This window comes from Duganella lactea (assembly GCF_009857505.1).
Lineage (GTDB): Bacteria > Pseudomonadota > Gammaproteobacteria > Burkholderiales > Burkholderiaceae_D > Rugamonas > Rugamonas lactea.
In genome coordinates, this window is record NZ_WWCP01000011.1 from 33862 (window position 1) to 52715 (window position 18854).

Annotated in this window: 16 protein-coding genes; 9 read left to right on the forward strand and 7 right to left on the reverse strand. The window is 63.1% G+C overall.

Annotated elements, in window-relative coordinates; genetic code table 11:
* Positions 1 to 101 precede the first annotated feature (101 nt).
* Genes GTP44_RS11300 through GTP44_RS11310 form a run of 3 tightly spaced genes read left to right on the forward strand, consistent with a single transcriptional unit; the run spans position 102 to position 4101 of the window.
* Positions 102 to 1622 carry a tryptophan halogenase family protein gene (locus tag GTP44_RS11300; protein ID WP_161019503.1) on the forward strand — a complete coding sequence of 507 codons (1521 nt, stop codon included), beginning with the start codon at positions 102 to 104 and terminating at the stop codon, positions 1620 to 1622.
* Positions 1622 to 3157: a glycoside hydrolase gene (locus GTP44_RS11305; RefSeq protein ID WP_202424051.1), complete on the forward strand. Its 1536-nt coding sequence runs from the start codon at positions 1622 to 1624 to the stop codon at positions 3155 to 3157. The genes GTP44_RS11300 and GTP44_RS11305 overlap by 1 nt, the downstream gene beginning before the upstream one ends.
* Positions 3154 to 4101 carry a family 43 glycosylhydrolase gene (locus tag GTP44_RS11310; protein WP_161019504.1) on the forward strand — a complete coding sequence of 316 codons (948 nt, stop codon included), beginning with the start codon at positions 3154 to 3156 and terminating at the stop codon, positions 4099 to 4101. Before GTP44_RS11305 ends, GTP44_RS11310 begins: the two co-directional genes overlap by 4 nt.
* Positions 4102 to 4105: 4 nt before the next feature.
* Here GTP44_RS11310 and rsmA read toward each other — a convergent pair whose 3' ends face one another.
* From rsmA to GTP44_RS11330, 4 genes are all read right to left on the reverse strand, one after another.
* Positions 4106 to 4876: a 16S rRNA (adenine(1518)-N(6)/adenine(1519)-N(6))-dimethyltransferase RsmA gene (rsmA, locus tag GTP44_RS11315; protein ID WP_160989084.1), complete on the reverse strand. Its 771-nt coding sequence runs from the start codon at positions 4874 to 4876 to the stop codon at positions 4106 to 4108.
* A gap of 15 nt (positions 4877 to 4891) precedes the next feature.
* On the reverse strand, positions 4892 to 5923 hold the full coding sequence (pdxA, locus tag GTP44_RS11320; protein WP_371867204.1) for a 4-hydroxythreonine-4-phosphate dehydrogenase PdxA: 1032 nt from the start codon (positions 5921 to 5923) through the stop codon (positions 4892 to 4894).
* A 51-nt stretch (positions 5924 to 5974) separates the two neighbouring features.
* A complete protein-coding gene (locus GTP44_RS11325; protein ID WP_161019506.1) occupies positions 5975 to 7429 on the reverse strand; it encodes a peptidylprolyl isomerase in 1455 nt (484 codons plus the stop codon).
* Positions 7430 to 7535: 106 nt separating this feature from the next.
* Positions 7536 to 9764: an LPS-assembly protein LptD gene (locus tag GTP44_RS11330; protein ID WP_229256878.1), complete on the reverse strand. Its 2229-nt coding sequence runs from the start codon at positions 9762 to 9764 to the stop codon at positions 7536 to 7538.
* 108 nt (positions 9765 to 9872) lie between these two features.
* Here GTP44_RS11330 and GTP44_RS11335 point away from each other — a divergent pair, with 108 nt between their 5' ends.
* From GTP44_RS11335 to GTP44_RS11350, 4 genes are read left to right on the forward strand one after another with little or no spacing between them, the layout of a single operon-like run.
* The gene (locus GTP44_RS11335; RefSeq protein WP_161019508.1) at positions 9873 to 10916 is read left to right on the forward strand and encodes an aminoglycoside phosphotransferase family protein; all 1044 of its coding nucleotides are present in this window, start codon (positions 9873 to 9875) and stop codon (positions 10914 to 10916) included.
* 10 nt (positions 10917 to 10926) lie between these two features.
* Complete coding sequence (murU, locus tag GTP44_RS11340; RefSeq protein WP_161019509.1) at positions 10927 to 11661, forward strand: N-acetylmuramate alpha-1-phosphate uridylyltransferase MurU; 735 nt, start codon at positions 10927 to 10929, stop codon at positions 11659 to 11661.
* Positions 11661 to 12977, forward strand: a complete 1317-nt coding sequence (gene pepP, locus GTP44_RS11345; protein WP_161019510.1) for a Xaa-Pro aminopeptidase — start codon at positions 11661 to 11663, stop codon at positions 12975 to 12977. The genes murU and pepP overlap by 1 nt, the downstream gene beginning before the upstream one ends.
* Positions 12974 to 14113, forward strand: a complete 1140-nt coding sequence (locus tag GTP44_RS11350; RefSeq protein ID WP_161019511.1) for a UbiH/UbiF/VisC/COQ6 family ubiquinone biosynthesis hydroxylase — start codon at positions 12974 to 12976, stop codon at positions 14111 to 14113. Before pepP ends, GTP44_RS11350 begins: the two co-directional genes overlap by 4 nt.
* 45 nt (positions 14114 to 14158) lie before the next feature.
* On the opposite strand, the gene GTP44_RS11355 is transcribed toward GTP44_RS11350, so the two are convergent.
* From GTP44_RS11355 to GTP44_RS11365, 3 genes are read right to left on the reverse strand one after another with little or no spacing between them, the layout of a single operon-like run.
* A complete protein-coding gene (locus GTP44_RS11355; RefSeq protein WP_161019512.1) occupies positions 14159 to 15631 on the reverse strand; it encodes an NAD(P)(+) transhydrogenase (Re/Si-specific) subunit beta in 1473 nt (490 codons plus the stop codon).
* Positions 15628 to 15942 carry an NAD(P) transhydrogenase subunit alpha part 2 gene (locus GTP44_RS11360; RefSeq protein ID WP_160989075.1) on the reverse strand — a complete coding sequence of 105 codons (315 nt, stop codon included), beginning with the start codon at positions 15940 to 15942 and terminating at the stop codon, positions 15628 to 15630. The genes GTP44_RS11355 and GTP44_RS11360 overlap by 4 nt, the downstream gene beginning before the upstream one ends.
* A gap of 14 nt (positions 15943 to 15956) precedes the next feature.
* Positions 15957 to 17069 (reverse strand): Re/Si-specific NAD(P)(+) transhydrogenase subunit alpha, encoded by a 1113-nt coding sequence (locus GTP44_RS11365; protein WP_161019513.1) that lies wholly within the window; start codon positions 17067 to 17069, stop codon positions 15957 to 15959.
* 176 nt (positions 17070 to 17245) lie between these two features.
* On the opposite strand from GTP44_RS11365, the gene GTP44_RS11370 reads away from it, so the two are divergent.
* Positions 17246 to 17743 (forward strand): NUDIX hydrolase, encoded by a 498-nt coding sequence (locus tag GTP44_RS11370; RefSeq protein ID WP_160989073.1) that lies wholly within the window; start codon positions 17246 to 17248, stop codon positions 17741 to 17743.
* Between the two features lie 6 nt (positions 17744 to 17749).
* Positions 17750 to 18850 carry a tRNA 2-thiouridine(34) synthase MnmA gene (gene mnmA / locus GTP44_RS11375; RefSeq protein ID WP_160989072.1) on the forward strand — a complete coding sequence of 367 codons (1101 nt, stop codon included), beginning with the start codon at positions 17750 to 17752 and terminating at the stop codon, positions 18848 to 18850.
* The last annotated feature ends 4 nt before the right edge of the window (positions 18851 to 18854 follow it).

Below are 18854 nucleotides of genomic sequence, written 5' to 3' on the forward strand. Positions count from 1 at the left end.
ACGTCTTTCCGCGGCGCGTTTTTGCTCGATACAGAGTTCATTCGCGGCAGGATGTGCTGGCCCCGGCAACGTATCGCCACGCGGCCGGGGAAGGAGGTGTGATGCGCAAAAGTAGATGGATTTCGAAAGTAGTGATTCTCGGCGGCGGTACCGCCGGATGGATGACAGCGGCCGCGTTGTCCCACACATTTGGTCAGGCCGTCGAGATTATCCTGGTCGAGTCCGACATCATCGGCACGGTGGGTGTGGGCGAGGCGACGATTCCGCCGATCCGGATGTTTCATCACATGCTAGGCATTAATGAAGCCGAGTTCATGCGCGCCACCGGGGCGACGTTCAAACTGGGCATCGAATTTCGCGACTGGCTGAAGCAAGGCTCAACGTACTTCCACCCTTTTGGCGCGTATGGGGTGGAACGCGACATGGGCTACTTCTTCCAGTACTGGCTACGTTTGAAGGAGCAAGGGCAAGTCGCCGACTTGTCCGAATTCTCGCTCTGCACATTGGCAGCGCGAAGTAATGTCTTTGCGCCCACTTCTGAACGGCCAGGCGATCCGCTGCAGCATCTGCAGTCCGCCTATCATTTCGACGCGGGCCGTTATGCGCAATATTTGAAGGGTCTCTGCCTGGCGCGCGGGGTGTCGCACAAGATGGGCGACATGCTGACGGCGGAACGTGAGCCTGAGAATGGGTATGTCACCGGTCTGAAGCTGAAGTCGGGCGAGCTTCTTTCGGGCGACTTGTTTGTCGACTGCTCCGGAATGCGTGCAATGCTGATTGGGCAGGCGTTGGGTGTCGACTATGAAGACTGGTCGCACTGGCTGCCGATGAACCGCGCGTGCGCGGTGCCTTGTGAACAGCAACTGGCGCTGACGCCCTATACGATTTCCACGGCTAAACCTTTTGGCTGGCAATGGCGGATACCGCTGCAACATCGCGTTGGTAACGGTGTGGTGTATTCGAGCGAATTTGCCACGGATGAAGCGGCAGAGCGCTGTCTGCTGGAGGGATTGGAGGGGGCGCCACTGGCCCCGGTCAACCGCATCAAGTTCACCGCGGGAAGGCGTAGAACTCCTTGGCACAAGAACGTGGTCGCCATCGGACTTGCCAGCGGTTTTCTCGAACCGCTGGAATCGACCAGCATTCAGTTTATTCAATCCAGCATCCACCGGCTCATTCGCTATTTTCCGGATGCGGGGTTTTCTCCGTTGTGCGCGCAGGCTTTCAACCAAGACGCCATGCGGGAAATCGAAGACGTCAGGGACTTCCTCATCTTGCATTACCACGCCACTGAACGCGACGACGCGGAATTATGGCGCTACGTAAAAGCGATGCGGATTCCGGACAGTCTGCAGGAAAGAATTGAGCTGTTCCGTGAGCGTGGACAATTGAACCTTGCTGCCGAAGAACTGTTCCCAAGCACGTCGTGGCATGCCGTCCTGTTGGGGCAAGGCATTCGACCAAGAACCTACATGCCGACGATGGCCCTGCAAGACGACGCGATGCTCGCGACCGCGTACAGCAATCTTGAGCGCAAATTTAAACACATCGTTTCGCGGCTGTCGGACCACGCCAGCTACCTAAAAGAAAACAAGCTTACTTCGATAATGGAAACTCGCTGATGAAGTATTTACGGATTTTTTCCTTACCGTGCATGGTTTTAATGGGACTGTGTGTCCTTCAAAGCGGTGCGCGGGCCCAAAACAACGACGACCAGCCGGCGACGACGGTGTCCGCCGTTGTCAACGTCGACTGGCGGCATCCGAGTCAGCCGTTTGAAGGATGGGGAACCGCTCTGGCATGGTTTGCCCATGTGACCGGGAGATTCGCCGAGCCGCATCGCAGCCAGTTGGCCGATTTGCTTTATGGACGGGACGGTCTTGCACTCAATATCGCACGGTACAACATTGGTGGCGGCAATGCGCCCGAGACAGCTTCGTATTTGCGCCCCGGTGGCGACGTGCCGGGATTCTGGCGCAAGCCGGGTGGGCGAGACGGGACGGATGGGTGGAATCCGGACGCCGACGATGCCTGGGACTGGTCCGCGGATGCGGGGCAGCGCTGGTGGCTGGATGCGATCAAAGCCCGCGTCGCGTCGCAAGACTTGATTCTGGAGGCGTTTTCAAACTCTCCGCCCTATTTCATGACGCGCAGCGGTTTGGTGTCCGGGCACGCCGATGCGTTGGAGGACAATCTCAAGCCTGGTTTTGAAACGCAATTTTCAAGGTATCTGGCGCGAGTAAGCGCTGAGCTTGAGCGGCGGCATGGTATTCGTTTCCGAACATTGTCTCCAATTAACGAGCCCAATACACCCTATTGGTTTTCCAAGAACACCCAGGAAGGCGCTCATTGGTCGCCGGAAGCGCAGTCGCGCATGTACATCGCGTTGGCTCAAGTCTTGAGAGCCGACGGAATGCGGACAGAAATATCTGGGCCGGATGAAACAAATCCTCAGACGTTTTTTGTTGATTGGGCTGGTATGTCGGCCGATGCGAAAGCTGCCATCCAACAAATCAATGTCCATAGCTACGAATGGATCGGCAAAAGTGGCGTCAGGGATATCGCGCAAACATCCGGGAAGCGATTGTGGATGTCGGAAACCGATCTGTCCCCCGCCAATGTGCGTGAAGACATCAACGACATGCGTCCAGCCATTGCGTTGGCGCAGCAGATCATTGCTGACATCAACGGCATGAGCCCCCGCGCCTGGGTGCTATGGCAGGCGATCGAAAACAGGTCTTCTTCCGATCCCAAGAACAGCTCGAACTGGGGCTTAATCAAGGCCGACTTCGCCCATCCGGAGCGACCGGACTATCAGCTCACGAAGAAATTCTGGGCGTTTGCCAATTTCACCAAATTCATCAAGCCAGGATATCGGTTCCTGAAATCCGATCACCCGGATACGTTGGTGGCTGAAAATCCGCAGACGAAGGAAGTCGCCATCGTGGTCGTCAATCCAGGCATCGTTTCGCGCAGGCTGGACATCCGGCTGCCCGATGCACAACGCGGCAAATTGACATGCAAAACTTTTATTACGCAGGCAGAAGATAAGCCGGCGACGTTGAAACCCACATCATGCGCCGCCAGGTTGTCCATCCATTCACGCCCCATGTCCGTGGTAACGGTCGTCGCTAACATCCAGAGAGGAAATAAATGAGGTACTCCGCTATTTTGATGCTCATGTGTGCGATCCCGGCGCTTGCGCTTGGAGCACAGCCGATATCGCCGCGCTTCAGTGCCGATCCGTCCGCGCATTTTTTCAGCGATAAAGGCCAAGGCCAGTTCTACGTGTACGCCACGGACGACGCGTCAAACTCCGGCAAATATTGGGACTCGACCAGTTGGCGCTTGTACACTTCGCCGGACAGTATGCGCTGGAAAGATGCCGGCATTCCCTTAGCCGTGACGGTGTTTAAATGGGCCCGGCCGGATGCCAAGGCATGGGCTCCGGAAGTCGCCCAGCGCAATGGCAAGTATTATTTTTATGCCCCGGTTGGCGGTGACAAGATCGGTGTCGCGGTTTCCGACCGTCCCGATGGCGGCTACCGTGATGCGAGAACGACCGCGCTGGTCGACAAGGCACGCGATGCAAACGCCGGGGATGAACCGATCGATCCTGCGGTGTTCGTCGACAAGTCCGGGCAAGCCTATATGTACTTTGGCACGCGTGTTCCCAAGGTGGTCAAACTCAAATCTGATATGACCAGCACCGATGGCGCGATCAACAATGTGGTCATCCATAATATGCCGAACGCTAGCCAATACGGCGAAGCGCCGTTTTTGCACGAGCACGCCGGCGTTTATTATTTCAGTTTCTCGACGGGGTGGCCAGGACAGATAGTCTATGCGACCGGCGCGTCGCCATTGGGCCCCTTCACCTACCGGGGTGTGATCGTCGATTACCTGAAAATCTCGACCAATCACCATTCCATCGTTGAGCACGACGGGAAAAGTCTGCTGTTTTACCACGACAGTCTGCTGCCTGGCGGGAGTTCCTATCGTCGCTCGATCACCACCGCGCCTTTAGACTACACGTCTGATGGCGACATCCGGAAAATCGAGCTCGCCCCGTCACAACTGGGTTCGAAACCAAAACCATAAGGCCTTATTTCAGCAGGTTGGCCAGCGCGACGTACTGCGCCAGGCCGACGGCTTCCGGCCGGTCGGTCGGGTTGATGCCGGCGGCGACGATCTGCTCTTCGGTGAACATGCCGGCCAGGCAGTTGCGGATCACCTTGCGGCGCTGCGAGAAGGCTTTCTGCACCACCGCCTCCAGCGTGGCCTGGTCGCACGGCAGTGGATGGGCCACCGGGATCATGCGCACGATCGCCGAATCAACCTTCGGCGGCGGATCGAACGCTTCCGGCGGCACCACGAACAGCAGCGACATGTCATAGCGCCATTGCAGCATCACCGACAGACGGCCATAGACTTTGCTGCCCGGCTCGGCCACCATGCGCTCCACCACCTCTTTCTGCAGCATGAAATGCTGGTCCTGCACCTGCGGCGCGAACGTCGCCAGGTGGAACAGCAGCGGGCTGGAAATGTTGTACGGCAGATTGCCGACGATGCGCAGTTTCTGTCCCGGCGGCAGCGGAATGGCGCCGAAGTCGAACTTCAGCGCGTCGCCCGAGTGGACCGTCAGCTTGTCGCGCGGATAGGCTTTTTCCAGGCGCGCCACCAGGTCGCGGTCCAGCTCGACCACATGCATGTGTTTGAGCGAGCGCAGCAACTGGTCGGTCATGGCCGCCAGGCCGGGACCGATCTCGACCATCGTGTCGCCGGCCTGCGGGTGGATGGATTCGGTGATGCTGCTCAACACATTCTGGTCATGCAGGAAGTTTTGGCCGAAGCGTTTACGGGCTACGTGTTTCATATTTTCATCTAAAAGTTAAGGGGCGGCGTGCACCGCGTTGGCCATCGCCAGCGCCGTGCCGATCGCCTGTTCCATGCTGCCGCAGTCGGCCTTGCCCAGCCCTTGCGCGGCCAGGTCCAGCGCCGTGCCGTGATCGACCGAGGTGCGGATCAGCGGCAGGCCCAGCGTGATGTTGACACCGTTGCCGAAGGTGGCGTACTTCAGCACCGGCAAGCCCTGGTCGTGGTACATGGCCAGCACGCAGTCGGCGTCTTGCAGATACTTCGGCTGGAATAGCGTGTCGGCCGGATACGGGCCGCGCGCATCGATGCCGCGTGCCCGCGCCGCCTCGATGGCCGGCGTGATGACCTCGATTTCCTCGCGGCCCAGGTAGCCGTTCTCGCCGGCATGCGGGTTCAGGCCGCATACCAGGATGCGCGGGCTGGCGATGCCGAATTTGTGCCGCAGGTCGGCGTGGATGATGTCCAGCACGCGCGCCAGGCCGTCCCGGCTCAGCGCGGCGGCGACGTCCTTCAGCGGCAGGTGGGTGGTCGCCAACGCCACGCGCAACGGTGCGCCGTCGCCTTGCTGCGGACCGGCCAGCAGCATCACCACCTGCGGCGTGCCGGTCTGGTCGGCAAAGTATTCGGTGTGGCCGGAGAACTTCACGCCGGCGTCGTTGATGGTGCTCTTTTGCAGCGGCGCGGTGACCACCGCCTCGAACCAGCCGGCCCGCGTGCCTTCGATGGCGGCGTCCAGCGTGTCGAGCACGGCGCGGCCGTTTTCCTTGTTCAACTGGCCGGCCACGACGTGCGCGGTCAGCGGCACGTCGATCACCGTCAGGCGCTCGGCGCCGAAGTGCGGCAGGCCGCCGTTGCGCACCGCCATCAAGGACAGCGAGGATAAACGGATGTCGGGATCGATGTCGGCGGCCGTCATGGCCAGGAAGGCGGCGTCGCCCAGCAGCACGCAGTTGACCTCGTGCCGCCGCGCCCACGCCGCGCGAATCGAAATCTCGGGACCGATGCCGGCCGGTTCCCCGACCGTCACGGCGATGGCAGGGCGCACTCCCGGGCGCCGTTTGGATGAAGTGGCGCTCAAGCGTGCTCCCCTTTCTGCTTACTTGTTGGCGGCGGCGTTGGCGGCCTTGTCGTCGTCGTTGCGGTACTCGACGTAGGCGCGGTCGCGCACTTCGCGCTGCCAGCTCTCGGTCGCCTCCTCCAGCTTGCGCTCGCGCAGCGCCTGGCGCGCGTTGTTGCGCTCGCGCTCTTTCGAGACGTCGTCGCTCTTGCGCTCCAGCACCTCGATCAGGTGCACGCCGAAGCTGGTTTCCACCGGCTGCGACACTTCGCCGATCTTCAGCGCGTTCATCGCCGCCTCGAATTCCGGCATGGTGTCGCCCGGATACAGCCAGCCCAGGTCGCCGCCCTTGGAGGCCGAGCCGTCGTTCGACACCAGTCGCGCCAGGTCTTCGAACTTGGCGGCCTTGTTGTCCAGGCGCTCCTTCAGCTCCAGCAGCTTGCGCTTGGCGTCGGCCGCGCTCATGGTCGGCGTGACCTTGATCAGGATGTGGCGGGCGTGGGTCTGCTGTACGGCGGCCACGGCTTGCGCCTCGGCCAGACTGCGGCGGTCCACCGCCTTGAGGATGTGGAACGCGCCCACGCTCTTGATGATCGGCGTCACCTGGCCGGGGCTGAGCTTGCTCAGCGCCTCGGCGAACACCGGCGGCAGGCGCTCGGGCTGGCGCCAGCCGACCGCGCCGCCCTGTAGCGCGTCGCTGGCGTCCGAATAGGTGGCGGCCATCTTGGCGAAGTCGGCGCCGGTGCGCAGCTGGCGCATCACTTCCTCGGCGCGCGCGCGGCGCTGGGCGATCACCTCGGCCGAGGCGTTGTCCGGAATGCGGATCATGATCTGCGAGATATTGATCTCGAACTGGTTGGCGGCGGCGGCTTTTTCGGCGGCGATGAAGCTGTCCACCTCGGCGTCGGAAATCTGGATCTTGGCGTCGACCTCATGCTCGCGCAGGCGCTGCATGATGATCTCTTCGCGGATTTCTTCGCGGAACGCCGCATACGGCGTGCCGTCTTTTTCCATCTGGTCGCGCAGCTGCTGCACGGTCATCTTCTGCGCCTCGGCGATGCGCTGGATGGCGCGGTCCAGTTGCAGGTCGTCCACGCGCACGCCCATTTCCTTGGCCAGTTGCAGCTGCGAGCGCTCGACGATCATGCGCTCCAGCAGTTGGCGGCGCAGGTCGGCCGGGGACGGCATCTGCACGTTCTGCGCCTTCATGCGCGCGGTCACGCTCTTGATGCGGTTGGCCAGCTCGCGCTGGGTGATGACGTCATCATTGACCACCACCACGATCGAATCGATCTCCACATTGCCCGAGGAGCCTGGCGGCAGGAAGCCGCTGCCGTCTTTCTTGGCGACGGCGGCCGGCGCGGCGGGCGCGCTCTTGGCCGCGGCCGGCGCGGCGGCGGCCGGGACCGGGGCCGGCTCCGGTTTCTTTTTCGACGAGAACAGGCTACAACCGCTGAGCGCGGCCGTGCACAACAGGACTGCGAGGACTTTCATCTGGTACTTACTGGCATTACGCATGGTAGAAGAACGCTCAAAGGTGTAAAAAAGTCAAAAGGCGCCGCGACCCGAAATCGCGCGGCGGCCGCCCAGTGTACATGGGTTAGCGGCCATAACCATCATTCAGGCGCTGATAGCCGGGAATCGTGCTCTTCATCGCCTCCAGCGGGCTGCCGACGCCCAGGTGCGACAGGCCGTTCAGCTCCAGCTGGAAGAAGATCTGGGTCGACTGCTTGGTCGAGGTGGTGACGAAGCGCTGGGCGCCGGTGCGGAACACCCAGCAGTCGGCGTTGTATTCGAGGCCGACCAGGCTTTCCAGGATTTTCTTGGTCAGCATCGAATAGTTGATGCGACCGACGCCGTACCAGCGGTCGAAGATCGGCCACTGGCTCGACAGCTCGACGTTCTTGAAGCTGTCGCGCAGATAGCGGTAGCTCAGGTTCAGCACCTTCTTCGCCCCCGGTACCCACTGCGCCGAGTAGCTCTGCGACACGACGCTCTTATCGGCCTGGTTGTACTGCACCGCGCTGTCGAAGGTCCAGGTGTCCGAAATGCGGCCGGTGGCCGCCAGCAGGATGTCGGAGCGCGAATCGACCACCGGCGTGGACGAGTCGAGCTGCACCTGCTGGTCGCGGAAATAGAAGCGCTGGCCGAACGCCAGGCGCAGCATCTCGGCGCCGTTGGCGTCGAGGAAGCGCGAGGTCAGCGCGGCGGTCAGCTGGTTGGCGTCGCCGATGCGGTCGGAACCGACGAAGCGGTTCTCGCTGAAGATCTGGCTGAAGTTGAAGCTGGCGGCGTCGGTGTCGAAGGTCGGGAAGCGGCTCTGGTCGCGGTACGGCGTGTAGACGTAGAACAGGCGCGGTTCCAGCGTCTGCGTCATCTGCTTGCCGCGCCAGGTGACGTCGCGCTCGAACACCAGGCCGGAGTCCAGCGAGAAGGTCGGGATCGCCCGCGACATGTTCTCGGACGACTGCGTGTTGTACGCGTCCAGGCTGTAGGTGGCGGCGTTGACCATCACCTTCGGCGTGATGAAGTAGCTGGGCCCGATGATCGGATAGCTGACCTGCGGAATCGCCACCAGCCGGGTACCGTTGATCAGCGTCGGATGGTAGAAGCGGGTCAGCTCGGAATCGAAGGCCCAGTCAAAGCCGCCGGCCACGTCGTACTGCGCGGCGTGGAAGTTGACCGCCGGCAGACGGTCATACGGCCGCGGCACGGGGGTGGTCGAATCCGGGTCCTGCAGCACCTGATACTTCTGCACGCGCGCGGTCAGCGTCCAGATGTCGCCATGGTAGTCGGTGCGCAACTCGCGCAGCAACTGGCGCTCGGTCGAGTTGGCGACGGTCTTGGAAAAATCGTTCGGATAGTTATCGTCCGAGGCGGCGCGCACGTTCCAGCTGTACGCCCAGTCCGGCGTGATGTCCTGCGTATGGTTCGAGCGCACCATCCAGCGGTCGCTCTTCTTGTCCGGGTTGGCCTCGGCATAGGCGCGGTCGCGCGGCATGACCTCGAGATATGTCTCACCCCGGTACAGGCCGCCATCGGTTTCGCCCATGTAGCGGGCCAGCGCGCCGACCTGCAGGCCGCGGTTGCCGATCAGTTTGGGATACAGCGTCAGATCGCGGTTGGGCGCGATGTTGAAGTAGTACGGCACCACCAGCTCGGGACCGTTCTTGGAGCCGAAGCCCGGTGTCGGCGACAGCCAGCCGGAGCGGCGCGCGCCGGACAGCGAGAACGACAGCGCCGGCGTGCCAAGGATGGGCACGTCCTTGAAATAAATCAGCGTCTTGCTGGCGGTGCCGACATCGCGCCCGGAATCGAGGTTCAGCGTATCCGAGCGCAGATACCAGTCCGGCGTCACGCTCTGGCAGGTGCTGTAGGTGCCGTTGACCACCTGCGCCTCGTCCTCGTTGATGAAGTTGATGCGCTCGGCCTTGCCCTGGGCATGGTTGGCCTCCAGCTTGTACGTCGGGTTGAGCATATAGCCCTGGCCGCTGTCCAGGTTCAGTTTCAGCTCGTCGCCGGTGAAATAGTCGCCGAAGCGCCAGATTTTCACATCGCCCTCGGCCTGGACCTCGTTCTCCACCTGGCGGAAGCAGGCGGTGTCGGACTTGACCTTGGTCTTGTCCTTGATCACCTCGGCGTCGCGCTGCAGCACGATCTCGCGCTCGGGGCGGCCGCTGATGTCTTCCGCCATCAGGACGGTCGGCGCAGTCTTGTCTTCCACGCGCGGCGCGCGCTGCTTGGGCGTCTGGGCGTAGGCGTGCAACGGCAGCGCCGATACGGTAAAGATAGCGGACAGGGCATACGCCAAGCGCTGCAGTTTGGGCATGCGAGTCATGAAAAGAAAGGGCTTAGCACCATGAAAGGCGATTTTTTGATTTGAATCCCTTATTATATGGGAATTGTCACCAGACGCCGGTTTCCTCGGCACGCTTCAATGTCTTTATTACAGAATTTAACCTCCGACACCCGCCTGCAATTGCTGGCCACCTGGCTGCGCGGCCTGAACGTGGTCGACGTGGAAAGTATGCACCCGGCCTCGGCCGACGCCAGCTTCCGCCGCTATTTCCGCCTGAACGTCTTGCCTGAACAACAAGCCGCGCTGGGCCCGACGCTGATCGCCATGGACGCGCCGCCCGAGCGCGAGAATGTGCTGGGCTTCGTCAAGGTTGACGAAATGCTCACGCACGCCGGCGTCACCGTGCCGCGCATCATCGCCACCGACTACGAGGCCGGCCTGATGCTGCTGTCCGACCTGGGCAACACCACCTATCTGTCGGCGCTGAACCACGACAACGCCTCGACCATGTACGCCGAGGCGCTGGAGGCGCTGGTCAAGTTCCAGATCACCAGCCGTCCGGACGTGCTGCCGGAATACGACCGCGCCTTCCTGCAACGCGAGATGAGCCTGTTCCCCGAGTGGTACATCAGCAAGCATCTGAACGCCACGCTGACGGACCAACAGACCGCCGAGCTGCAGGGCGTGTTCGACGCCATCCTGGCCAACGTCACCGCGCAGGCGCAGGTGTTCGTGCACCGCGACTTCCATTCGCGCAACCTGATGGTGGTGGACGCCGGCAATCCGGGCGTGCTGGACTTCCAGGACGCGCTGTACGGTCCGATGACCTACGACCTGGCCTCGCTGCTGCGCGACGCCTACGTGCAGTGGGACGAGGAGCTGGTGCTGGACTGGGCGATCCGCTACTGGCAGCACGCCAAGTCGCTGGGGCTGCCGGTGAACAAGGACATCGACGCCTTCTACAAGGACTTCGAGTACATGGGCCTGCAGCGCCACCTGAAGATCCTCGGCCTGTTCTGCCGCCTCAACTACCGCGACGGCAAGGCGCAATACCTGGACGACCTGCCGACCGTGATGGACTATGTGCGCAAGACGGCCGGCCGCTACAAGGACCTGAAGCCGCTGATCAAGCTGCTGGACCTGCTGGAAGACAGCCAGCCGCAAGTCGGCTACACCTTCTGAAGGCCGCCGCATGAAAGCGATGATTTTCGCCGCCGGCCGCGGCGAGCGCATGCGTCCGCTGACCGACACCACGCCCAAGCCGCTGCTCAAAGTGCGCGGCCGGCCGCTGATCGTCTGGCACATTGTGAATCTGGTCAAGGCCGGCATCACCGACATCGTCATCAACCACGCCCACCTGGGCGAGCAGATTGAAGCGGCGCTGGGCGACGGCAGCCAGTTCGGCGCCCGACTGCTGTACTCGCGCGAAGAGACGGCGCTGGAAACGGCCGGCGGCATCGCCCAGGCGCGGCACCTGCTGGGCGAGGAACCGTTCGTCGCCATCTCCGGCGACATCTACGCGCCCTACTTCGACTTCGAGCAGGTCAAGGACGTGTTGCACGACAAGGACATGTGGGGCAATCGCTACCCGGCCGACCAGCGCGACATCTGCTGGCTGTACATGGTACCCAATCCCGACTGGCACCCGGAAGGCGACTTCGGCATGACCATGTATGCGCTGACCAACGACGGCACGCCGAAATGGACCTTCGGCAACATCGGCGTCTACCGCATGGAGATGTTCGACCGCATCGCCGCCGGCGAGCACGCCAAGCTGGGCCCGCTGATCCGCGAATACGCCGACAAGCGGCAGGTCGGCGGCGAAGTCTACGAAGGCGAATGGCATAACGTCGGCACCGTCACGCAGCTGGACCTGCTGAACGCCCCGCTGGCCGCGCTGGCGCCGGCCGGCAAGGGCGTGCAGTAATGACGACGCCCTACGCCGCCCGCCGCGCGCGCCTGCTGTCGCAAATGGCGCCGGGTGCGGTGGCGGTGCTGCCGACCGCGCCGGAAGTCACGCGCAACGGCGACAGCGATTACCTGTATCGCCACGACAGCAACTTCTACTACCTGACCGGCTTCACCGAGCCGGAAGCGGCGCTGGTGCTGGTGGCGGCCGTGGGCGACACGCCGGCCCTGTCGATCCTGTTCTGCCGCGAGAAAAATGTCGAGCGCGAGATCTGGGAAGGCTTGCGCCACGGCCCCGAAGCCGCGCGCGCGACCTTCGGCTTCGACGAGGCGCACCCCATCGACGCGCTGGACGACGACATGGCGCAGTTGCTGGCCAACGCACCGGCGCTGTATTACGCGCTGGGCGGCGCACTCGATGCGCGCGTGGCCGGCTGGCTGTCCGCCGTGCGCGCCAAATCGCGCACCGGCGTCACCGCGCCCGCGTCCACCGTCGACCTGCTGCCGCTGCTGGACGCAATGCGCCTGCTCAAGGACGAACACGAACAAGCCATCATGCGGCGCGCCGCCGACATCTCGGCCCGGGCCCACATCCGCGCCATGCGCGCCGCCCGCGCCGGCATCCACGAATATGAACTTGAAGCGGAACTGCTGTACGAGTTCCGCCGCAACGGCGCGCAAGCGCCGGCCTACAACGCCATCGTCGCGGCGGGCGCCAATGCCTGCGTGCTGCACTACAGCGCCAACAACGCGCCAACGCGCGACGGCGATCTGGTGCTGATCGACGCCGGCTGCGAACTCGATGGCTACGCCTCCGACATCACCCGCACCTTCCCGGTGAATGGCCGCTTCAGCGCACCGCAAAAGCGGCTGTATGAACTGGTGCTGGCCGCGCAAGCCGCCGCCCTCGACGCCATCGCTCCCGGTCTGCCGTACTCCGGCGCGCACGAGGCGGCGGTGCGGGTGCTGGCGCAAGGCATGCTGGATCTGGGCCTGCTGCACGGCACGCTGGACGACGTCATCGCCGACAAGCGCTACACCCAGTTCTATATGCACGGCACCGGCCACTGGCTGGGCATGGACGTGCACGATGTCGGCCAGTACCGCGACGTCACGCTGGCCGACAAGCCATCGCGCCCGCTGCAAGCCGGCATGGTGTTGACGGTGGAACCGGGCATCTACGTGCGCCCGGCCGAAGGCGTGCCGGAGGAATACTGGCACATCGGCATCCGCATCGAAGACGACGTGCTGGTGACCGCCGACGGCCACACCATCCTCAGCGCCGCCGCGCCCAAGACGGTGGCCGACATCGAACAACTGATGCAGCAATCATGAGTGAACCTATCTACGACATCGCCATCTGCGGCGCGGGGCCGGCCGGCATGGCGCTGGCGGCATTGCTGGTCAAGCGCGGCGTGGCCGCAGACCGCATCGCGCTGATCGACGCCAAGACGCTGGCCCAGGCCAGCAACGATCCGCGCTCGCTGGCGCTATCGTGGGGCAGCCGGCAGATCCTCGAAGAGATCAGCGCCTGGCCGACCGCCGCGACCGCCATCGAACAAATCCACGTCTCGCGGCGCGGGCAATTCGGCCGCAGCCTGATCGACCGCAAGGACTACGACCTGCCGGCGCTGGGCTACGTCACCCGCTACGGCGACATCGTCACCGCGCTGGGCGCCATGTGCCAACGCATCGGCGTCGCCTCGCTGCGTCCGACCCGCGTGACCGCGCTGGATGAGGGCGGCGACGCCGTCACCCTGACCATCGACGCCAACGGCGCGGCGCAAACCGTGCGCGCCGGCATCGTGGTGCAGGCGGAGGGGGGGCTGTTCAACGAACAGCAAGTCCGCAGCACCAACCGCGACTACCAGCAAACCGCGATCATCGCGCAGGTGCGCAGCAGCACACCGCCACCGCACCGCGCCTATGAACGTTTCACCGAACAAGGACCGCTGGCGCTGCTGCCGCAGGATGACGAGTATTCGCTGGTGTGGTGCGTGCGTCCGGAAAACGCCGGCGCGCTGCTGGCATTGAGCGACCAGGACTTCCTGAACGCGCTGGGCCAAGCCTTCGGCGACCGTGTCGGCAGCTTCACGCACGCCACGCCGCGCCTTGGTTTCCCGCTCGGATTGAACGCCGCCGCGCGCAGCACCGCGCGCACCGTCACCATCGGCAACGCCGCGCAGACGCTGCATCCGGTGGCCGGACAGGGTCTGAATCTTGGACTGCGCGACGTTACCGTGCTGGCGCGCCTGCTGGCGCAAGGCGCGACGCCGGCGATGCTGTCGCAATACACCGAACTGCGCCAGCGCGACCGCTCGACCACCGTGCGGGTGACCGACACCATGGCGCGCATCTTCGCCAACGACTCGCCGACGCAGGCGCTGCTGGGCCTCTCGCTGGCCGCGATCGACATGGTCGCCCCAGCGCGCGGCCTGCTGGCCGAACTGATGATGTACGGCCGCCGCTAACTCCCGTCATTCCGGCGAACGCCGGAATGACGATGACGGGGGCGATTACTCGACAGCTTTCACCATGTCCTCAATGACCTTCTTGGCATCACCGAAGACCATCATGGTATTGGCCTGGTAGAACAGCTCATTATCCAGCCCCGCGTAGCCGGAAGCCATCGAGCGCTTGTTGACGATGATGCTCTTGGCCTTGTACGCCTCCAGAATCGGCATGCCGGCGATCGGCGATTTCGGATCTTTGGCCGCCGGGTTGACCACGTCATTGGCACCGAGAATCAGCACCACATCGGTCTGGCCAAATTCCCCGTTGATATCCTCCATCTCGAACACCTGATCGTACGGCACCTCGGCCTCAGCCAGCAACACGTTCATATGGCCCGGCATACGCCCCGCCACCGGGTGGATCGCATACTTCACCGTCACGCCCTTGTGCGTCAGCTTCTCCACCAGCTCTTTCAGCGAGTGCTGCGCGCGCGCCACCGCCAGGCCGTAGCCCGGCACGATGATCACACTCTCCGCATTCGCCATGATGAACGACGCATCATCGGCCGAGCCGGATTTGACCGGCCGCTGTTCCTTCGCGCCGCCGCCCCCCGCCTCCGCCGGCGCGCCGCCAAAGCCGCCGAGAATCACGTTAAAGAACGAACGGTTCATCGCCTTGCACATGATGTACGACAGGATCGCGCCGCTGGAGCCCACCAGCGAACCGGCGATGATCAGCATCGAGTTATTCAGTGAAAAACCGATGCCCGCCGCCGCCCAGCCGGAGTAGGAATTCAGCATCGACACCACCACCGGCATGTCCGCGCCGCCGATCGGGATGATGATCAACACGCCCAGCACGAAGGCGATCGCGGTCATGATCAGGAACGGCGCCCATGCCGGCTCGGTGCCGCCGGCCGCGACGAACACCAGGCCCAGGCCCACCATCACAATCGCCAGAATCAAATTCAGCAAATGCTGACCGGGGAAACTCACCGGTGCGCCCTGGAACAGGCGGAACTTGTATTTGCCCGACAGCTTGCCGAACGCGATCACCGAACCGGAAAAGGTAATCGCGCCGACAAAGGTGCCGATAAACAGCTCGATCCGATTCCCGGTCGGCAGCGCCTCGCCCACCGCCGCAATGCCAAACGCATGCGGCTCGGACACCGCCGCCACCGCGATGCACACCGCCGCGAGACCGATCAGCGAATGCATCGCCGCCACCAGTTCCGGCATCTTGGTCATCTCGACCTTTTTGGCCAGCACCGCGCCAATGCCGCCGCCGACAACCACACCCATCGCCACCAGCCCCAGACCCATGCCGCCGCCGGTGCCGATGCGCGCCGCGGCCTCCGCCTGCAACTTGAGAATCAGCGCAATCGTCGTCACAAACGCGATCGCCATGCCGGTCATGCCGAAGGCGTTGCCGGCGCGCGCCGTCGCCGGCGACGACAAGCCTTTCAGCGCCTGAATAAAGCACACCGAGGCGATCAGATACAGCATCGTCACCAGGTTCATGGAGATGAAGTTCATTGCTTATCTCCCTGCTTGGCTTTCGGTTCCTTTTTCTTGAACATCTCCAGCATGCGCTGGGTGACCAGGAAGCCGCCGAACACATTGACGGCGGCCAGCGCCACCGCCACCGTGCCGGCGATCTGCCCGACCAGTCCCTCGGTCAGCGCCGCCGCCAGCATCGCGCCCACGATGATGATCGCCGATACCGCGTTGGTGACGGCCATCAGCGGCGTATGCAGCGCCGGCGTCACCGTCCAGACCACGTGGTAGCCGACATAAATCGCCAGAACAAAAATAATCAGATTGATGATGGTGTGGCTGATTTCCATGCTGTCTCCCCCGGTTATTTGCGCAGCAGTTCACCGCCGCTGCACAGCAGCGTGGCCTTGAGGATCTCGTCCTCGCGATCGATCACCAATTTGTCTTCCTTGTCGATGATCAGCTTGAGGAAGTCCAGCACATTGCGCGCGTACAGCGCCGACGCGTCGGCCGCCACATGCGTGGCCAGATCCGGCTCGCCGACGATATGCACGCCATGCTTGACCACCGTTTTATTCAATTCCGACAGCGGACAGTTGCCGCCCTGCGACACCGCCAGATCGACGATCACGGAGCCCGGCTTCATCGCCTTCACCGTCTCCTCGCCAATCAGCACCGGCGCTGGCCGGCCAGGGATCAGCGCGGTGGTGATGATGATGTCGGCCAGCCTGGCGCGTTCGTGCACCAGTTCGGACTGACGGCGCATCCAGTCGGCCGGCATCGGCCGCGCATAGCCGCCGACACCCTGCGCGATCTCTTTTTCCTCGTCGGTCAGATAAGGCACGTCAATGAACTTGGCGCCCAGCGACTCCACCTGCTCCTTCACCGGTGGCCGCACGTCGGACGCCTCGATCACCGCCCCCAGGCGCTTGGCGGTGGCGATGGCCTGCAAGCCGGCCACGCCGACGCCCATGATCAGCACCCGCGCCGCCTTCACCGTGCCGGCCGCCGTCATCAACATCGGCATGAAGCGCTGGTAGGTATTGGCCGCCACCATCACCGCCTTGTAGCCGGCGATGTTGGCCTGCGACGACAGCACGTCCATCGACTGCGCGCGCGTGATGCGCGGCACCGCCTCCAGCGCAAACGCCTGCAGGCCGGCCGTCGCCATGGCGGCGTTGTTTTCCGCGTCGAAGGGATTGAGCATGCCGATCACCACCGTGCCCGGCGCGATCCGCGCCCGCTCCTCGGGATTGGGGGCACGCACTTTCAGGATCACATCGGCCGCCCATACCGCGTCGGCGGGCACGATTTGTGCACCAGCCGCAACATAGGCATCGTCGGTGACGGAGGCGGCCAGACCGGCCCCGGACTGCACCACAACCTGATGCTTGGCGGCCAACTTTTTAACGGTTTCCGGGGTGGCGGCCACCCGGGTCTCCCCCGGCCTGGTCTCGGCCGGTACGCTTATTCTCATGGTGCCTCCAGAGGATTAATAAACTGACTACAATCTATCACGCTTTTTTAGCCCATGAAACCACGGTTTCATCAATTCAAGTATGACTATTTGTCATTAATTACCCTGTAAATTTGTTCCAGCGCAAACCAAATGCTTGGAACAAGCTAAAATATCGGCTCTTTCAAGGATGACTCATGCCGCGTATCTGGAAACCCTCTGTTACTGTTGCCGCCATCGTCGAAAAAGATGGCAAATTCTTGCTGATCGAAGAAGAAACCAGCGATGGCATCCGCATCAACCAGCCTGCCGGTCATCTCGATCCGTATGAATCGTTGGAGCAGGCCGTCATCCGTGAAACGCTGGAGGAAACCGCGTATGACTTCACGCCGACCGCGCTGGTCGGCATGTACATGGCGCGCTACACCTCCAACCGCACCGGCGAGGAAGTGACCTATCTGCGCTTCACCTTCTGCGGCTATCCGGGCGAACAACATGACCGTCCACTGGACGAGGGCATCCTGCGCACCATGTGGCTGACGCGCGACGAACTGGCGGCCTGCGCCGACCGTCACCGCAGCCCCACCGTGCTGCAATGCGTCGACGAATATCTGGCGGGCCAACGGGCGCCGCTGGCACTGTTACAAACACACGCTTCGGTCTATCGGGAAGCGGTTAGCACTGCGAATGGATAAGGAATAATGAGCAAAGGGTCGGGCAAACAACGGGTCGTGATCGGCATGTCGGGCGGGGTGGACTCCTCGGTCTCGGCATGGCTGCTGAAGGAGCAGGGCTACGAAGTGATCGGCCTGTTCATGAAGAACTGGGAAGACGACGACGACTCGGAATACTGCTCCACCCGCGAGGACTGGATCGACGCGGCGTCCGTCGCCGATGTGGTCGGCGTGGATATCGAGGCGGTCAACTTCGCCAGCGAATACAAGGACCGCGTGTTCGCCGACTTCCTGCGCGAATACCAGGCCGGCCGCACGCCGAACCCGGATGTGCTGTGCAACGCCGAAATCAAATTCAAGGCCTTCCTCGACCACGCGATGTCGCTCGGCGCCGACCTGATCGCCACCGGTCACTACGCGCGCGTGCGCCATCACAACGGTCAGAGCGAGCTGCTGAAGGCGGTCGATCACACCAAGGACCAGAGCTACTTCCTGCACCGCCTGAATCAGGCGCAGTTGTCGAAGACCTTGTTCCCGCTGGGCGAAATCCCGAAAACCGAAGTACGCAAGATCGCCGAAAAACTCAAGCTGCCGAATGCGGCCAAGAAGGATTCGACCGGCATCTGCTTCATCGGCGAGCGGCCGTTCCGCGAATTCCTGAACCGCTACCTGTCCTACAAACCGGGGCCGATGATGACGGCGGACGGCAAGGTGGTGGGCGAACACGTCGGTCTGTCGTTCTACACGCTGGGCCAGCGCAAGGGCATCGGCGTCGGCGGCGTCAAGGCATACCAGAACGCCGACGGCTCCAGCGACGCCTGGTATGTGGCGAAGAAGGACGTGGTCAACAACGTGCTGTACATCGTGCAGGGCCACGACCATCCATGGCTGCTGTCGTCGACCTTGCGCGCCGACCAGGCCAGCTGGATCGCCGGCGCGCCGCCGGCGGCGGGCGCGCTGTCGGCCAAGACCCGCTATCGCCAGGCCGATGTGGCATGCGAGATCGCGCCGGACGGCGCGTCCGACTTCGCGCTGAGGTTCATGGAGGCCCAGTGGGCCGTCACGCCGGGACAATCGGCGGTGCTGTACGACGGCGACGTCTGCCTGGGCGGCGGCATCATCGCCTGAGCCG

Bases quoted from the DNA above. Each gene is read 5' to 3' on its own strand.
- GTP44_RS11330 (WP_229256878.1), bottom strand. From the start codon at position 9,764: ATGCCCAAACTGCAGCGCTTGGCGTATGCCCTGTCCGCTATCTTTACC.
- GTP44_RS11325 (WP_161019506.1), bottom strand. From the start codon at position 7,429: ATGAAAGTCCTCGCAGTCCTGTTGTGCACGGCCGCGCTCAGCGGTTGT.
- GTP44_RS11335 (WP_161019508.1), top strand. From the start codon at position 9,873: ATGTCTTTATTACAGAATTTAACCTCCGACACCCGCCTGCAATTGCTG.
- murU (WP_161019509.1), top strand. From the start codon at position 10,927: ATGAAAGCGATGATTTTCGCCGCCGGCCGCGGCGAGCGCATGCGTCCG.
- GTP44_RS11360 (WP_160989075.1), bottom strand. From the start codon at position 15,942: ATGGAAATCAGCCACACCATCATCAATCTGATTATTTTTGTTCTGGCG.
- GTP44_RS11310 (WP_161019504.1), top strand. From the start codon at position 3,154: ATGAGGTACTCCGCTATTTTGATGCTCATGTGTGCGATCCCGGCGCTT.
- GTP44_RS11300 (WP_161019503.1), top strand. From the start codon at position 102: ATGCGCAAAAGTAGATGGATTTCGAAAGTAGTGATTCTCGGCGGCGGT.
- GTP44_RS11370 (WP_160989073.1), top strand. From the start codon at position 17,246: ATGCCGCGTATCTGGAAACCCTCTGTTACTGTTGCCGCCATCGTCGAA.
- GTP44_RS11365 (WP_161019513.1), bottom strand. From the start codon at position 17,069: ATGAGAATAAGCGTACCGGCCGAGACCAGGCCGGGGGAGACCCGGGTG.
- GTP44_RS11350 (WP_161019511.1), top strand. From the start codon at position 12,974: ATGAGTGAACCTATCTACGACATCGCCATCTGCGGCGCGGGGCCGGCC.
- pepP (WP_161019510.1), top strand. From the start codon at position 11,661: ATGACGACGCCCTACGCCGCCCGCCGCGCGCGCCTGCTGTCGCAAATG.
- mnmA (WP_160989072.1), top strand. From the start codon at position 17,750: ATGAGCAAAGGGTCGGGCAAACAACGGGTCGTGATCGGCATGTCGGGC.
- GTP44_RS11305 (WP_202424051.1), top strand. From the start codon at position 1,622: ATGAAGTATTTACGGATTTTTTCCTTACCGTGCATGGTTTTAATGGGA.
- rsmA (WP_160989084.1), bottom strand. From the start codon at position 4,876: ATGAAACACGTAGCCCGTAAACGCTTCGGCCAAAACTTCCTGCATGAC.
- GTP44_RS11355 (WP_161019512.1), bottom strand. From the start codon at position 15,631: ATGAACTTCATCTCCATGAACCTGGTGACGATGCTGTATCTGATCGCC.